Below are 14,954 nucleotides of genomic sequence, written 5' to 3' on the forward strand. Positions count from 1 at the left end.
GGTTTGTATGGCGGGTGCGGGTTGTCGTTGGTTGCTCGCGCAGTTCCCCGCGCCCCTAAAGGCACGGCCCTGCGGGCCGCTGAAAAGACTGGGGCGCAGCCCCGTCTTTTCAGGGGCGCGGGGAACTGCGCGACAAGCCCCCACCCACCCGCACCCGCCAACACACCGACTGGACCGAGCTCTCCCGCGGGGGCCGAAGGGGCGCAGCCCCTGGGGATGGGAATGGGTAGGGGCGGCGGGGGCGAGAAAAAGCCGGCAGGAACCCCCTCCCAGCAGACGCGAACCCGAAAGGACAGAATGCCCCGCTTCAGTGTCATCGTCCCGGTCTTCAAGATCCGGGACTTCGTACGTGAGTGCCTCGACTCCCTGCTGGAGCAGTCGTACCGCGACCTGGAGGTGATCGCCGTCGACGACTGCTCAACAGACGGCAGCGCCGAGATCCTCGACGCCTACGCCGCCCGCGACCCCCGCGTACACGTACTGCACCTGCCCACGAACGTAGGCCCCGGCCGAGCCCGCAACGCCGGCCTACCGCACGCCACCGGCGACTACCTCCTCTTCCTGGACAGCGACGACACCCTCACCCCGGGCGCCCTGCGCGCACTGGCCGACCGCCTGGACGAGGCCGACGACCCCGACGTGCTGGTCTTCGACCACACCCGCACGTACTGGTGGGGCGGAACCAGCCGGAACCCCCTCGCGCACATCCTGAAGGCGGTCGGGGACGGCACGTTCACGGTCGCGGAGCACCCGGAGATCCTCGATCTGCTCCCGGTCGCGTGGAACAAGGCGTACCGGCGGGAGTTCGTGGCGGAGCACGGATTCCGTTTCCCGCCCGGCCCCTACGAGGACACGCCCTGGACGTACCCGGTACTGCTCACCGCCGGCCGGATCGCCACGCTGGACCGGATCTGCGTGGCGTACCGGCAGCGGCGGCAGGGCAACCTCCTGTCCACCACCGGCCGGGCGCACTTCGACGTCCACGACCAGTACGAGCGGGTCTTCACCTTCCTGGACTCCCGGCCGGAGCAGGTGGCGGTGCGCTGGCGACCGTATCTGCGGCGCAGGATGGCGGAGCACTGCCTGGACATCCTCGACCGACCGGACCGGGTACCGGCCAAGGACAAGGGGGAGTTCTTCCGACGGACGGCGGAACTGTTCCGGAAGTACGGGCCGGACGGCTCGCACGGCGAGACCGTGGCCCCCGAGTTCCGGGTACTGGAAGGCGGTTGGGCCGGTTACCGGGCCCAGCGGCAGGCCCGGCGGGTGCGCGACGCACTCGGCGCGGGCGGCGAAGTGGTGCGCGCGGCGGGGGCCGAGCAGCTACGGCGGAGCTGGTCCCTGGTGCACGAACGGCTGCCGCTGGACCCGGATCTGGCGGTGTACTCGGCGTTCTCGCACCGCGGCGTGCTCGGCGATCCGGCGGCCGTGTACCGGGCCGCCCGTGAACTGGCGCCGCACGTCCGCGGGGTGTGGGTGGTACGGCCGGAGCAGGTGGCGGCGCTGCCGGCGGACGTCGAGTACGTGACGCCGGGCTCGCCCGAGCATCTGCGACTGACCGCGCGGGCGACGTACGTCGTCGACAACGTCACTCTGCCGCTCTGCATCCTCACCAGACGCCCGGGCAGCGTGCACATCCACACCCACCGGGGCACGCCCCTCAAGTTCATGGCCGCCGACCCGCTGTACGAGCCTGGCGCCCGGCTCGCCCCGGACGTGCCGCGGATGCTGCGCCGGGCCGACCGCCGGGCCGCCCCCTGGGACTACAGCCTGATCGCCAACCGCCACTCGGAGCTGGTGTGGAGCAGGGCGTACCCGTGCGGCTTCACCTCGCTGCGCACCGGGAGCCCGCGCAACGATGTCCTCGTGAACGCGGGGCCGGACAGCGGCGCGGAGGTGCGTGCGCGGCTCGGCATCCCTGCCGGGCACACGGTCATCCTGTACGCGCCCTCGCCCCGCGACCACCGGCGCGGCGGGCACGTCGAGCGCTTCGACCTCGCCCGGTTCGCCGAGGACCTGCGCCGCAGCCTCGGCGAGGCCCACACCCTCGTCGTACGGCTGCACCCGTCCCTCGCGGACGGCCCGGCACGCGGCTTCGGGCTCGCCGAACTGCACCGGCGGGGGGTCCTGGTCGACGCGACCGACGAGCCGCACGTCGAAGAGGTGATGCTCGCCTCCGACGTCCTCGTCACCGACTACTCGCCCCTGATGTTCGACTACGCCAACCTCGACCGCCCGATCGTCATCCACGCCGACGACTGGGGCGCCTTCACAGCCATCCGGGGTGCGTACGTCGACATCACCACCGACCCTCCCGGCCATGTTTCCTACTCCTACCGGGAGTTGACCTCGCTGTTCGACTCCGGGCAGTGGCGGGACGCCGAGTCGACGCGCCTGCGGGCGGGCTTCAGGGAGCGGTACTGCGAGTTCGACGACGGGCGGGCGGCCGAGCGGGTGGTACGGACGCTGATGCTGAGGGAACCTTTCCAGGCACCGCAACGACTCCGCGCCCCTGGAGATCCAGGGGCGCGGGTCAGGCGTCGAAACGAGCCGCTCGGCTACTCGATTACTCGATGACGAGCTCGACCGGGATGTTGTTGCGGGTCGCGTTGGAGTAGGGGCAGACCTGGTGGGCCTGCTCGACGAGCTTGCGGCCGGTGGCCTCGTCGACCGTGTCGGGCAGCTCGACGCGGAGGGTGACGGCGAGGGCGAAGCCGTCACCCTGCTTGCCTATGCCGACCTCGGCGGTCACGGCCGCGTCGCTGACGTCGACCTTCGCGGCGCGGCCGACCAGGCCGAGGGCGCTGCCGAAGCACGCGGCGTACCCGGCGGCGAACAGCTGCTCCGGGTTGGTGCCCTGGCCGTTACCGCCCAGCTCCACCGGCATGCTCAGCGCGAGGTCGATCTTGCCGTCGTTGGTGACGGCGCGGCCCTCACGGCCGTGGGTGGCGGTGGCGACAGCGGTGTAGAGCGCGTCCATGGGAGATCCGTCCCTTTCACAGTTCACAGTTCGCATCACGTCCGGCGATCCGGTCCGGCCGCCGTTCACGGACTCAAGTAGAGCACACAATTCAATTGTCTACAACTAAATGATGGGCGGCGCGGTATCCTGGCCCCATGACCACGAGCGCCGCCCCCTTGCCCGAGGAGATCTCGCACACGACTTCTCAGGAGATCTCCGAGGAGGACTTCCTCCGCCTCGACCGGCAGATCTGCTTCTCCCTGCACGCCGCCTCGCGCGCCTTCAACAGCGTCTACCGCGTGGCCCTGAAGGACCTGAGGATCACCTATCCCCAGTACCTGGTGATGCTGGTGCTGTGGGAGCAGGGCGAGCTGCCCGTGAAGAAGCTGGGCGAGCACCTGCGGCTCGACTCCGGAACGCTCTCCCCGCTCCTGAAGCGCCTGGAGGCGGCCGGCCTCGTACGACGCGAACGCAGCCCCCGCGACGAACGCTCGGTAGAGGTACGCCTGACCGATGAAGGCACCGCCCTGCGCGAACGCGCCCTGGCCGTACCACGCCGCATCGTCGCCGCGACGGCGTTGGACATCGAGGAGATACGAGACCTACGAGACCGCCTGAACCGCTTGACGACAGCCCTGGACGAAGCAGCCCTGGAGACCCCCGCCCCGTAAGGGGCGCGGGGCTGTATCGACATGCGGCTCCGCCGCGTGGGCGCGACAAGCCCCCACCCACCCGCAGTCGCGCCCCCGCCGATCAAACCGAGCTCTCAGGCGCCCCAACCCAACCGCGTCAACTCCCCGCCACCAGAGTCACCCACCCCAAAGCGGAACCCCACGCTCTCCCGAGTCATCTTCCCCACCGGGCAGCAAAACCGCCCTGAACGGAAAGTTACGCACACCTCTCTCGGGTCCGGGGCACACATGACTGTTCAGCAAGCGCATGCGCATCCGCAGGTCACCGTCGTGGTCATCGGATACGACGACGCCCCCCACGTCACGGACGCCGTGCGCTCGGCCCTCGCGCAGGGCCCGGCCGTGGGCGAGGTGATCGCGGTCGACGACTGTTCGACCGACGGCAGCGGGGAGTTGCTGGAGCGGCTGGCCGCCGACGAACCACGCCTGAAAGTCATCCGGCGCCCGACGAACAGCGGCGGCTGCGGCACCCCCCGCAACGAGGGCCTACGGGCCGCGACCTCCCCGTACGTGATGTTCCTGGACAGCGACGACGTACTGCCGCTGGGTGCCGTGGACGCGCTGCTGGACGCGGCCGTGCGGCACGACGCGCCCGTCGCGGCCGGCCTGTGTCTGCGCAAGGAGCTGCCGTCGGGGCGCGAAACCCCCTGGCAGCCCGAGCTGTACACCCGGCGCACGCTGGTCGCGCACCCCGCGCGGCGCGTACGCCTGGTGCACGACACCCTCTGCGTCAACAAGCTCTATCGCACGGCTTTCCTGCGCGAGCGAGGCATCCACTTCCCCGAAGGACGCTTCCCGTACGAGGACTTCGTGTTCGTCGCGCGCGTCCTGGCCGCCGGCCCACGCGTCGCGCTCGTCCCCGACCCGGTGTACGTCTGGAACGTGCGCCGCTCGGCGGCCCGGCTGTCCATCTCCCTGGACCGCTCGGGCATCGCCAACTGGCGGGCCCGCGTCGACGCCGACCAACTGTCGTACGACATCCTGCTGGGCGCCGGGGAGAAGCGGCTGGCGCGGGCGACCCGGGCCCGCTTCCTCGACCACTCGCTGCGGATGTACGCGCGCGAACTGGACCTGCGCGGCGCGGAGTACCGGCGTGAGTGGTGGACCCTCACGCGCGCGTACCTGTCCTCCTTCGACGAGCGCGACTTCCACCCGGCGCCCGCGCCCGGCCGGGTCGTCGCCCGGGTGATACTCGCCGCCGAGGAGCCGCGCGACCTGGGCCGGCTGAAGGAGATGGCGGCCCGCCCGCCCCGGCTGAACCCGCCGTACGCGCGCGCGGGCGACGGCTCCCCCGTCTGGTCGGCGGACCTGCCCCAGGTCGAGCTGGACCACCTCCTGATCCGCCCCGTGCACCTGCTGCCCGCCGCCGTCGACGCGGAACTGCGGCCACGCGCGCGTGGGACCGTGCTCCGGCTGCGGTTGCACGAGCTGTACGGGCGGATGGCCGACGCGAGCCCGGAGACCATGGAGGTGGAGATCACCGAACGGGACGACGGGCGGGTGGGCTTCACCGGTACGACACCCCTCACGGCCCACCCGGAGTCCGCGTCCGCGTCCGAGTCCGGCCACTGGTCGGCCGAGGTCCCCCTGGACCTGGAGGCGCTGGGCAGCGGCACCTGGGACCTCCGGGTGCGGGTGCGCTTCAAGGACGGCACCCACCGGAACACCACCGCCCACGCGCTCGCGGGCGCAGGGCTGCTGCGCCGGCGCGCACTGCCTAGCGCACGCCACGGTGTACTCCTGGTCCAGCCGTACGCGACCCACGCGGGGGCGCTCGCGGTCCGACTCGCGCCCGGTTGGCGCGGATTGACCGAAGTGCTCCGCCGCCGCCTCAAACGCCTGCTTCACTGACACTCATCACCTGCTCATCACCTACGAGGGGACGGTCGTCCATGACCTGGCTGATCACCGGCGGCGCCGGCTACATCGGGGCGCACGTCGTGCGCGCGATGCTCGACGCGGGCGAACAGGCCGTCGTCTACGACGACCTGTCCACGGGGATCGCCGAACGGGTGCCCGAGGGCGTGCCGTTGGAGGTCGGCTCCACCCTCGACGCGGAGCGCCTGGCGAACGTGATCCGGGACCGGGGCATCACCGGCGTCGTCCATCTCGCGGCGAAGAAGCAGGTCGGCGAGTCGGTAGACCTGCCGCTGCACTACTACCGGGAGAACGTCGAGGGCCTGCGCACCCTGCTCTTCGCCGTCACCGACGCCGGGGTCGCCTCCTTCGTCTTCTCCTCCTCCGCCGCCGTCTACGGCATGCCGTCCGCCGCGCGAGATGAGGCCCTCGTCACCGAGGAGACCCCGTGCGCGCCGATGAGCCCGTACGGCGAGACCAAGCTGGTCGGCGAGTGGCTGGTACGGGCGACGGGCCGGGCCACGGGCCTGTCCACGGCCTCGCTGCGCTACTTCAACGTGGCGGGCGCGGCCGCCCCCGAACTGGCGGACACCGGCGTCTTCAACCTCGTCCCCATGGTCTTCGAGAAGCTCTCCGAGGACGCCCCGCCCAGGATCTTCGGCGCCGACTACCCGACCCCCGACGGAACTTGTGTCCGCGACTACATCCACGTCGTGGACCTCGCCGAGGCCCATGTCGCGACCGCGCGACGGCTGCGCGAGACTCCGGGCACGGACCTCACGCTCAACATCGGGCGCGGGGAAGGTGTTTCGGTGCGCGAGATGATCGACCGGATCAACGCGCTCACCGGCCACGACACCGAGCCGGTGGTCGTGGACCGCCGCCCCGGCGACCCCGCGCGCGTCGTCGCGTCCGCCGACCGGATCGCCGCGGAACTGGGCTGGAAGGCACGCCACGGCGTCGACGACATGATCGCGTCGGCGTGGGCGGGCTGGACCCTGAACCACCCGGCGAAATAACCCCTGTACGCCCCTGCATGCCCCTGCATGCCCCTGCGAAATTCCCTGTGAAGCACGGTGAAGCAGCACGGTATGTGGCGAGATTGACGTCGCGCGGGAACTGAACGGTGACGGTTGTTCGTGTGTAATGAGGGAAGCGAACGAAAGCGAACGACGTATCCGACAGGGGCGTTACGGGGGTAGCGACGATGCCGGTCTGGGACATCGATCCGAACAACGTGCAGACCACGCTGAACTCGACCGGTGAGGCGGCGGGCGGTCTGGAGAAGGCCGCCAACTCGCTGGTGACGAACATGGCGGGCGCGGCGGAGTCGGCCGGTACGGCGGTGCCGGGCGGCCAGTTCAGCGGGCCCATGATCGGTCCGGTGGTCGCCGGCACCCCGCGTGTGCCGGTCGGCCCGGTGGCGGCGGCGCTGAGCCAGTACATGTCGGACCGGCAGCAGAAGCTGGCGTTCATGGCGCAGCGGACCATCGACTCCGTACAGGGCGCGGCGGGCGCCACCAACGCGTACGTCATCGGCGACCTGGACATGGCCGAGCAGCATCAGACCAACGCGCTGAAGGCGACGGTGGTGCCCCCGCCGCCGGGCGTCGACGGCAACGGCAACGGCAACGGGCGGGGGCCGCAGTGAGCGACGACATCCCCGTCATCCCGGAGGAAGTCCCCGAGTTCACCGGCAACCTGGAGCAGCTGGACGAGAACATCGCGGGGATCCGTTCGGCCGGTACGTCCCTGAAGGACTCGGCCTCGGACATCCACACCCGCTTCGGCGGCCTCTCCGCGTACTACAAGGCCCCGGAGGCGGAGCAGCTCTTCGCGACGACCGCGCCGGTGGCAACGAAGGGCGGCGAGTTCTCCACGGAGCTGGAGACCGTGGCCTCGGCCCTCGACGACTACGCCGCGGCGGTCGGGCCGCTGAAGGCGCGGTTCGAGCAGCTCCGCCAGGACGCGATCGGCTTCCGCAACCGCATCGCGGACGACGACGAGTGGCGCGCGGACGGTGACCTCGTCGAGGAGAACAACAACCGCCGCTCCGACATCAACGCCGCGTACGCCGCCTTCCAGGCCGCCGAACGCGACTGCTACAACAAGATCATCGCCCTCATCGGCGGCGAGCCGCTCATCATCAACGACGGCTCCAGCAAAGAGAACATGTACGGCTTCCGGGGCGAGGACCTCGACAACGCCGGCGGTCTGCCCTGGGGCGACCCCGTCGAGGAGTCCAACCCCTGGTACTACATCCACGAGCACGCCTGGGACTTCACCGTCGGCTTCTTCGTCGACGGCGTGTGGGGCACCATCAAGGGCCTCGGCACGCTGGTGGGCGTCAACGGCTGGGACGCGGCGGGCCAGGCCTGGGTCGGCCTCGGCAAACTCGCGACCGGCATCCTCATTACGGCGACACCGCTGGGAGCCGCCTACTGGCTGACCCCGGCCGACAAACTCCCCTCCTGGCTGCGCGACTCCCGTACGGCGGTCGTGGAGACCGGGAAGGCGCTCATCGCCTACGACGAGTGGGGCAAGAACCCGTCTCGCGCGGCCGGAGCGGTCACGTTCAACGTCCTGACGACGGTCTTCACCGGCGGCGCGGGCGGCGCCGTGGCGGGCGCCGGCAAGGCGGGCGCCATCGCCAAGGCCCTGTCCTTCGCGGGCCGGGCGGGCAGGATCGTCGACCCGATGACGTACATCACGAAGGGCGTCGGCGCGACCGCCGTCAAGATCAGCGACGTGATGGCGGGCCTGCGCGGCATCACCGACGGCACCCACATCAGGCTCGGCGAGGGCACGTACCAGATCGCCGACACCCCGAACCTCGCGGACGACCTCCCGACGAACATCACGGACGACGTCCCGACCGGCCTCACCCCCGAGAACAGCGTCCGCATGGAAACCCCCCAGGGCGAGGTCGTCTACCTCAACACCGACACCCTGGTCATGCACAACGCCGACGGCACGGTACGCGAGTCCCTGGACGACATCGCCCGCGAGGGCACGGCGGCCGAGCGCGCCGCCGACGTCGACACCAGGCAGCCGGAGCTGGTGGGCGCGGGCGCCAGGGTGGGCGACGGCACGACGGTTGTGGGCCGGGTCGGGGACGACCTGGGCGGGACCGGTCGGGTCAGCGACGACCTGGGTGCCACAGGGCGGACCGGGGACAACGGCCTGCCGGGTGGTCGCGCGGACAACCTGCCCGGTGGCCGCGCCGATGACCTGGGCCGAGGGCCGTCCGGGAGCCGTGAGACACCGACCGGCGGCGGGGGCTCACGCGGCGGTGAGGGTCCCACCGGTGGCGGGCACGGCCACGGTGAGACGACTTCGGGTGGGCACGTGGAGACATCAGGTGCAGGGCACTCGGAAACCCCCTCAGGGGGCCATGGCGAGACCCCCTCCGGCAGTCACGGCGAGGGCTCCGCCTCGGGCCAGGGCGACACTACCGGGCAGCACCCGGAATCCGGCAGGGACAACCAAGCGGAACCCCCGGCGACACCTCCGGTCAACGACATCACCGATCTGCCGGGCGGAGACGGCGTGGTGCCGCCGCCCGGTGCGGGTGAGAAGCTCCTCGCGCAGCTGGACGAGAGCCAGGTGACGCGTTCCGGCGACCTCATCACCGAGGTGAACGGCCGTCCGGTCGCCAACTACCTGGACGACCTGTCCCGTGAGCGTGCCGACGCCTATCTGCAGGCCAAGGAAGCCAAGACCTGGCCACGGGCACAGACCGGAGCGTGCGCCGGTTCGGTCATGGATCTCCGCACCGGGCACGTCGTCGAGGGCATCAACGGCCCCCGGCCCGCCCATCCGATTCCGCTCTCCGAGTTGCACCCGACACTGCGGGCGCGCTACGACCAGATCGTCGACAACCCACCGCACCACGGGGACATCCTCAGCCATGCTGAGGTGAAGGCCGCGAACCAGCTCCTCTGGGCCCGCACGCAGGCAGGCCTGCCGGACGGCCCGGCGGCGCTGGCGGAGATGCGCGCCTCGGTCCAATTCCCTTACCTGGCCGACAAAGCGACCGGCACCTATCCCCGGGGCGCGCCGTTCTGCGGCAACTGCAACCATATGCTGGAAGGGGTACCGAGCAGCCACGGCCGTTACCTCAAGGACCCCGCAGGCCCCGAGAACTGGATTCCCTGATGACTCTTCCGCGTATCGACATCGACGATCCCGAGGTGGATTTCGACGACGGAGAGCGCCTCTTCTACCAGGGGGAGCTGTTCACCGGGGAAGTCGTCGAATACCAAGGCAGCGCGCTGGTCAGCCTGGAGACCTACCGCGACGGAATTGTGGACGGCCCCGTCAAGCAATGGTTCGAGAACGGGAACCTGCGAGCCGAAGGAAACATGCGCATGGGCTTTCCGGTCGGGGAGGCAAAGAGATGGCATCCCAACGGAACCCTCGCGGCCAAGCGCATCACGACCGAGGACGGCCATCGCCCACTCGCGGAATTCGAGTGGAACGAGAACGGCGAACAGATCCGGGCTTGGCAAGCCCCCGAGGGAACCAGGCAGGGATAACAGCTTCGCGGAGGACGGAAAGCAGAGGGCCGACGGTGGAGGGAACATGATGATCGTCGGCACTCCCGTCGCCCGGTGGGCCTGGGGACGTGACGACGGGGCTGCCGACGCTCTCCTGCTGTGCCTGCGTGATCTGCTGGCCGCGTATGCGGCGCTGGTCTCCCACCGCCTCGCGCTCGGCGAACCCGAAGTGCGCCTCAAGGTGCCCGAGTCGGGGAATCCGAGGAACCTCCTGTTCAAGGGCCAGCACCTTCCGGCTGGTCGAATTGACGGTGGCACCGGACGCTCCCGGAGTCTGGGCGGAACTGGCCGTGTTCCACGACATCTGGGGGCCCTTCGACTTCCGGGGCCTGCCCCATCCGGACGTGGAAAAGCAGAACGCCCCACGCCTCGCGGCGGCCCTCCAGTCACTCGACGCACTTCTGGGCGTCTCCGCCGAGCCCGGCGATCCCACGTACTTCGGCAGCGCCGAGGGACACGGCGTCAAGATCCCGGAGGTGATAGACGGCCGGGGACCGGACCTGACGGACCTGCCCTGACATCCGGGTACTGGCCTTGCCTGGCGGCACCCCGCACGTCGACGCGGGACCACCGCGCGTCGGGATCGTGGGCGGGCCGACACCGGAGCCACCCCATCCAGTGATGGGATCTGTGCTCAGCCGACCCAAGTCACTCGCTGGATGTACACGCGCTTCCGGTAGTCGATGATCTGGTACCACACCATGAGCGGCCCCATGGCGATCACTCGCAGGCCCTGTGGATTCGTGACGGTGGCCCCGTCGCCCGGATCCTGGCCCAATGACGCGAGCACGACGAGTTCCCGTTCGACCTCCTCGGCTGCCGTACGCGCCTCAACAGGAAGATCGCCGACCACCCAGTCCGGCTCTGCCCCGTATTCCTAAGCCCACTCAGGATCCGGCGGCACCTGGTCGTTCAATCCGCGATCTCCTGTTCGGCTTCGCGCAGAATCCTGTTGATCTCCGTCATGGCAGCGCGGAACTCCGGTTCGCCGGCGGCGCCGTCCTGCGAGATCCGCTCGGCCTCGTGCAGGCGGGCCGCCCGGACCGGGTCCCGCTCGATCGCCACGAAGACCCCCCAGCGTTTGAGGAAGAGCCGGAGCGGGGCCGTGCTCCCGGTCTGGCCGGCCTGGTCGAATGCCCGTCCGGCTTCCAGATCGAACTGCGGGAGGTCGACAAGGCTCAGCCGCTTCGCTGCCTCCCGCAACGCGTCCCTTGTCAACGGGGGCATCGGGATGATCGGCCCGTCGTGATGCACGGCCTGTGCGCTCATCCCTCGCTCCTCGCTCCTCGCTCCTCGCTCCTCGCTCTGCCGCCGATCGGCATCGTTCTGCCCGAACTCATCACTTGCCAGAGCAGCGGCGCGCGAGCACGTTTTCCGGCCCGGGAACGCGAGCCGGATCACGACCAAGGACGGTCACCGCCCGCTCGCAGAACTTGAGCGGGATGATCGCGGCGAGCAGACCCGTTGCCGGTACGCGGAGGGATCACACCCTCGGTAGCGAGGCCGCCGCCCAGTTCGAACCAGACCCCCTTCCCCGCTGCCCCCAAATGCTCGGTGCCCCAGCGGCCCCCCGTGACGGTGTCCACGATCCACAGGCCCCGGCCCGATTCGGCGTCGTAACCCTCGTGGAGGGACGGGGGTGTGCGGTCCCGGTCGTAGACGGTGACGCGTACGGCGCTGTCGTAGTCGTCCGTGTCCAGCAGTAACAGGGCGCCGCCCGAACCCTTCGCGTGTACGCAGGAGTTGGTGACCAGCTCGGAGGTGCAGAGCACGGCGTCGTCCACGAGGGCGTCGAGTTCGAGGGCACGGAGGACGGTGGTGACGAAGTCTCGGGCGACGCGGGGAGTGGTGGGGAGGAGGGGGCAGTTGAGTTGGTATTTGGGCATGGCTCGTCAACTCCAACTTGCTTGGGGCATGGGCGAGTTGAGGCACGGCGAGGCAGGGTGCACTCGGAGTGCCGGGCACGTCACCGAAGGTAGGGCGCAATGTATTGACGGAGCAACCCATACACACAGATTGGCACTCGACCGTGTGACCCGTGCCATGCTTGCCCGGCAGACTCGTTCAGCGGGACGACCAGGGAGAAGGGGCGGATGCCGCTAAGGAGCAACCCGACGGCCCGACAGCAGCGCCTGGGCGCCGAGGTGCGCAAGTTGCGTGAACGGGCTGGTATCACCGCCCGAGCAGCCGCCGCGTTCCTCGGTTCAAGCCCCATGCACCAGAGCCATGTGGAAACCGGCCGCGCCGGCATAAGCGGTGAGCGCATCCGCCGTCTGGCAGCCCACTGCTCATGCAACGACACGGCGTACGTCGAGGCCTTGGTGGACATGGCGAGCGAACGGGGCAAGGGGTGGTGGCAGGAGTACCGGGGTGGAATCGCCCCGCAAGGGCGCGACCTGGCGGAGTGTGAGCATCACGCCACTCGCATCCGCACCTTCCAAGTCATCCATGTTCCGGGCTTGCTGCAGACCGAGGACCATATGCGGGCCATGTTCAATTACGCGTCACCAGACGTGACGAAGGAGGACGTGGACACCTTTGTGGCCTTCCGCTTGCAGCGGCAGCAGACCATCGGCGGATCGCCTGGTAAGCCGTACGAAGCTGTCATCCACGAGGCGGCTCTCCGTATGCGGGTCGGCGGCCGCCGTACTGCTCTGCGACAACTGGAGCAAGTCCTTGAACGCTCCGAACGGGCCAACGTGACCGTACGCGTTCTGCCCTTCGACACTGAGGAGTTCGCCGGTAACGCGTACTCCATGCTCTATCTGCACGGCCCGGTCCCTCAGCTCGACACCGTGCAGATCGACACAGCCCACCGCGGCGAGTTCTTCAATGCCGAATCACACCTGATGCAGTATCAACGGCGCTATGAGCGAGTGTTGGCCACAGCTCTCCCGCCCACGGAGTCGCGTGACCTCATCACCCGCATCGCCCGCGATCTGTGAAAGGAACCGGCATGCGCGGCCCCTTCAACTGGCAGAAGTCGTCCTTCTCCGGCACGGATTCCGGCGACGACTGCGTCGAACTCGCTCCCACCCCCACCTCCATACGAATACGCGAGAGCGACACCCCCACCACCCACCTCACCACCACCCCCACCCCCCTCCACGCCCTCCTCACCACCCTCAAAGCAGGCACTCTTGGCCGTCATTGATCCGCAGCGGGCCCTCGGCACCGTGCTCGGCTCCGCCGTGGGCGACGCCCTCGGCGCCCCCTTCGAGTTCAGCCCCGAAGGGGCGTTCTCCGCGCGTTTCCCGAAGCCCGGCCACGGCGGGGAGATGTGCGGGGGCGGCGGCTGGGACCCCGGTGAGGCGACCGACGACACACAGATGGCCGTGCTCGTCGGGGAGTCACTCGTCGACTGCGGCGGGCTCGAACTGCCCGACGTCTTCCGGCGGTTCCAGCGCTGGGCGGCGGCCGACCCCAAGGACATCGGCATCCAGACCGAGGACGTACTCGGGAGCGGCGACCCCTGGGACCTGGCCGCAGCCCTCCACTTCCAGGTCAACCAACGTGCCGCGGGCAACGGCGCGTTGATGCGGGCGGCGACCTCGGCGGTGTACTTCGCGCCACAGGGCAGGGACGCCACCATGGACGCCGGCCGGAGGCTTTCCGCGCTCACGCACGGGGACCCGGCGGCCTGGGAGGGTACGGCGGTCTTCCACGAACTCGTACGGATCGCACTCGGCGGCGGCGACCCGATCGCCGCCCTGCCCGACATCCTGGAGGCCGTACCCCTCGGCCACCGGCCCCGGTACGCCACCGTCCTCTCCCCCACCTGGCACCCCGACGACGCAACGGAGTTCAACGGCGCCGTCTGGCCCTGCCTCGGCTCCGCCGTGTGGGCCCTGCGTACGACCGACTCGTACGAGGACGCCGTACGGGCCGCCGTCGACCTCGGCGGCGACACGGACACCGTCGCCGCCGTGACCGGTGGGCTCGCGGGGGCGGTGTACGGCGTCGACGGGATCCCGGAGCGGTGGCTGGAGCCGTTGCACGTACCCCTGCCGGGGTTCGGTGACCGGGTCCTGCGGGCGCCCGAACTCACCGATCTGGCCCGGAGGTTGGCTGTGTAGGTGGGGGATTGGTAAATCTGTCCCAGCTCGGGCGGCCGAAGAAAGGTTTCCCCGAGGCCGCGAGCGGGACAGATCCGCCAATTACCGCCGCCACCGCCCACAGGAGTCCCGCCCCTACGGACGCGGGTGTTGCAGGCCCCGGAGTAGCAGCTCGACCATGCGGCGGGGGTCGTAGCGGGGGTCGTGGCCGATGCAGAGGTTGCCGATGGCGCGCATCAGTTCGTAGGGCTGGGTGCCGGGAGGGATCTCGTCGGCGGCGACCGCGGCGTCGAGCAACTGGGCGCAGACGGGGACCAGGCGGTCCAGGAAGTAGGCGTGGAGCGCTTCGAAGCCGCTGCTGTCGGATTGCAGGGCGCCCGCCAGGCCGTGCTTCGTGACGAGGAAGTCGACGAAGAGGTCGACCCATTGGCGGAGTGCCGCGAGCGGGGAGTCGGCGCTTGCCAGCAGGGTGGGGCCGGCTTCGGCGCAGGCCTCGACCTGGTGGCGGTAGACGGCGACGACGAGATCCGCCCGGGTGGGGAAGTGGCGGTAGATCGTCCCCACCCCGACGCCCGCCTGGCACGCGATCTCACGGATGGGCGCGTCGACGCCCGAGGTGACGAACACCTCGGCGGCGGCGGCGAGCAGCGTCCGCCGGTTGCGTACCGCGTCGGCCCGTTTGCCTCGGGTGGGCTTCTCCTCGGACTCGGACTGGCCTGACTGGCCTTTTGTGGGCACTGCGTACTTCCTCCGACGATTCAGCGATCCGGCGACCGTTGACTAAGCGGAACGACGTTCCGTAGGTTTAGCGGAACAGCGCTCCGCTTTG

General features: G+C 69.9%; 16 protein-coding genes. 11 read left to right on the forward strand and 5 right to left on the reverse strand.

Annotated features, from left to right (window positions below):
• Positions 1-297 precede the first annotated feature (297 nt).
• Positions 298-2,577: a bifunctional glycosyltransferase/CDP-glycerol:glycerophosphate glycerophosphotransferase gene (locus F3T56_RS37450; RefSeq protein WP_149829918.1), complete on the forward strand. Its 2,280-nt coding sequence runs from the start codon at positions 298-300 to the stop codon at positions 2,575-2,577.
• Here the strand turns inward: F3T56_RS37450 and F3T56_RS37455 are convergent.
• Complete coding sequence (locus tag F3T56_RS37455) at positions 2,567-2,980, reverse strand: organic hydroperoxide resistance protein (RefSeq protein WP_149829920.1); 414 nt, start codon at positions 2,978-2,980, stop codon at positions 2,567-2,569. The genes F3T56_RS37450 and F3T56_RS37455 overlap by 11 nt on opposite strands.
• A 137-nt stretch (positions 2,981-3,117) precedes the next feature.
• Here F3T56_RS37455 and F3T56_RS37460 point away from each other — a divergent pair, with 137 nt between their 5' ends.
• The 7 genes from F3T56_RS37460 to F3T56_RS37490 all read left to right on the forward strand — a co-directional run bounded on the left by F3T56_RS37460 (position 3,118) and on the right by F3T56_RS37490 (position 10,588).
• A complete protein-coding gene (locus tag F3T56_RS37460) occupies positions 3,118-3,633 on the forward strand; it encodes a MarR family winged helix-turn-helix transcriptional regulator (protein ID WP_149829921.1) in 516 nt (171 codons plus the stop codon).
• A gap of 249 nt (positions 3,634-3,882) precedes the next feature.
• Complete coding sequence (locus tag F3T56_RS37465; protein ID WP_149829923.1) at positions 3,883-5,505, forward strand: glycosyltransferase family 2 protein; 1,623 nt, start codon at positions 3,883-3,885, stop codon at positions 5,503-5,505.
• Between the two features lie 41 nt (positions 5,506-5,546).
• A complete protein-coding gene (gene galE, locus F3T56_RS37470; RefSeq protein ID WP_149829924.1) occupies positions 5,547-6,530 on the forward strand; it encodes a UDP-glucose 4-epimerase GalE in 984 nt (327 codons plus the stop codon).
• 188 nt (positions 6,531-6,718) lie between these two features.
• The gene (locus tag F3T56_RS37475) at positions 6,719-7,162 is read left to right on the forward strand and encodes a DUF6507 family protein (RefSeq protein WP_149829926.1); all 444 of its coding nucleotides are present in this window, start codon (positions 6,719-6,721) and stop codon (positions 7,160-7,162) included.
• Entirely contained in the window at positions 7,159-9,669 is a 2,511-nt protein-coding gene (locus F3T56_RS37480; protein WP_149829928.1) for a hypothetical protein, read from the forward strand. The genes F3T56_RS37475 and F3T56_RS37480 overlap by 4 nt, the downstream gene beginning before the upstream one ends.
• Positions 9,669-10,049 carry a toxin-antitoxin system YwqK family antitoxin gene (locus F3T56_RS37485; RefSeq protein WP_149829930.1) on the forward strand — a complete coding sequence of 127 codons (381 nt, stop codon included), beginning with the start codon at positions 9,669-9,671 and terminating at the stop codon, positions 10,047-10,049. The genes F3T56_RS37480 and F3T56_RS37485 overlap by 1 nt, the downstream gene beginning before the upstream one ends.
• 272 nt (positions 10,050-10,321) lie before the next feature.
• Complete coding sequence (locus tag F3T56_RS37490) at positions 10,322-10,588, forward strand: hypothetical protein (protein ID WP_425473715.1); 267 nt, start codon at positions 10,322-10,324, stop codon at positions 10,586-10,588.
• Positions 10,589-10,704: 116 nt separating this feature from the next.
• Here F3T56_RS37490 and F3T56_RS37495 read toward each other — a convergent pair whose 3' ends face one another.
• The 3 genes from F3T56_RS37495 to F3T56_RS37505 all read right to left on the reverse strand — a co-directional run bounded on the left by F3T56_RS37495 (position 10,705) and on the right by F3T56_RS37505 (position 11,956).
• A complete protein-coding gene (locus F3T56_RS37495) occupies positions 10,705-10,923 on the reverse strand; it encodes a hypothetical protein (RefSeq protein WP_149829932.1) in 219 nt (72 codons plus the stop codon).
• Between the two features lie 59 nt (positions 10,924-10,982).
• A complete protein-coding gene (locus F3T56_RS37500) occupies positions 10,983-11,339 on the reverse strand; it encodes a DUF6247 family protein (RefSeq protein ID WP_149829934.1) in 357 nt (118 codons plus the stop codon).
• A 128-nt stretch (positions 11,340-11,467) separates the two neighbouring features.
• On the reverse strand, positions 11,468-11,956 hold the full coding sequence (locus tag F3T56_RS37505) for an ATP-binding protein (protein ID WP_149829936.1): 489 nt from the start codon (positions 11,954-11,956) through the stop codon (positions 11,468-11,470).
• A gap of 207 nt (positions 11,957-12,163) precedes the next feature.
• On the opposite strand from F3T56_RS37505, the gene F3T56_RS37510 reads away from it, so the two are divergent.
• The 3 genes from F3T56_RS37510 to F3T56_RS37520 are packed head-to-tail and all read left to right on the forward strand — an operon-like array spanning position 12,164 to position 14,146.
• Positions 12,164-13,015, forward strand: a complete 852-nt coding sequence (locus tag F3T56_RS37510) for a helix-turn-helix domain-containing protein (RefSeq protein ID WP_149829938.1) — start codon at positions 12,164-12,166, stop codon at positions 13,013-13,015.
• Positions 13,016-13,026: 11 nt separating this feature from the next.
• Positions 13,027-13,224: a DUF397 domain-containing protein gene (locus tag F3T56_RS37515; RefSeq protein WP_149829940.1), complete on the forward strand. Its 198-nt coding sequence runs from the start codon at positions 13,027-13,029 to the stop codon at positions 13,222-13,224.
• On the forward strand, positions 13,211-14,146 hold the full coding sequence (locus F3T56_RS37520; RefSeq protein WP_149829941.1) for an ADP-ribosylglycohydrolase family protein: 936 nt from the start codon (positions 13,211-13,213) through the stop codon (positions 14,144-14,146). The genes F3T56_RS37515 and F3T56_RS37520 overlap by 14 nt, the downstream gene beginning before the upstream one ends.
• 114 nt (positions 14,147-14,260) lie before the next feature.
• On the opposite strand, the gene F3T56_RS37525 is transcribed toward F3T56_RS37520, so the two are convergent.
• Entirely contained in the window at positions 14,261-14,863 is a 603-nt protein-coding gene (locus tag F3T56_RS37525; RefSeq protein ID WP_149829943.1) for a TetR/AcrR family transcriptional regulator, read from the reverse strand.
• Positions 14,864-14,954 lie beyond the last annotated feature (91 nt).

The organism is Streptomyces tailanensis (genome assembly GCF_008386495.1).
GTDB lineage: Bacteria > Actinomycetota > Actinomycetes > Streptomycetales > Streptomycetaceae > Streptomyces > Streptomyces tailanensis.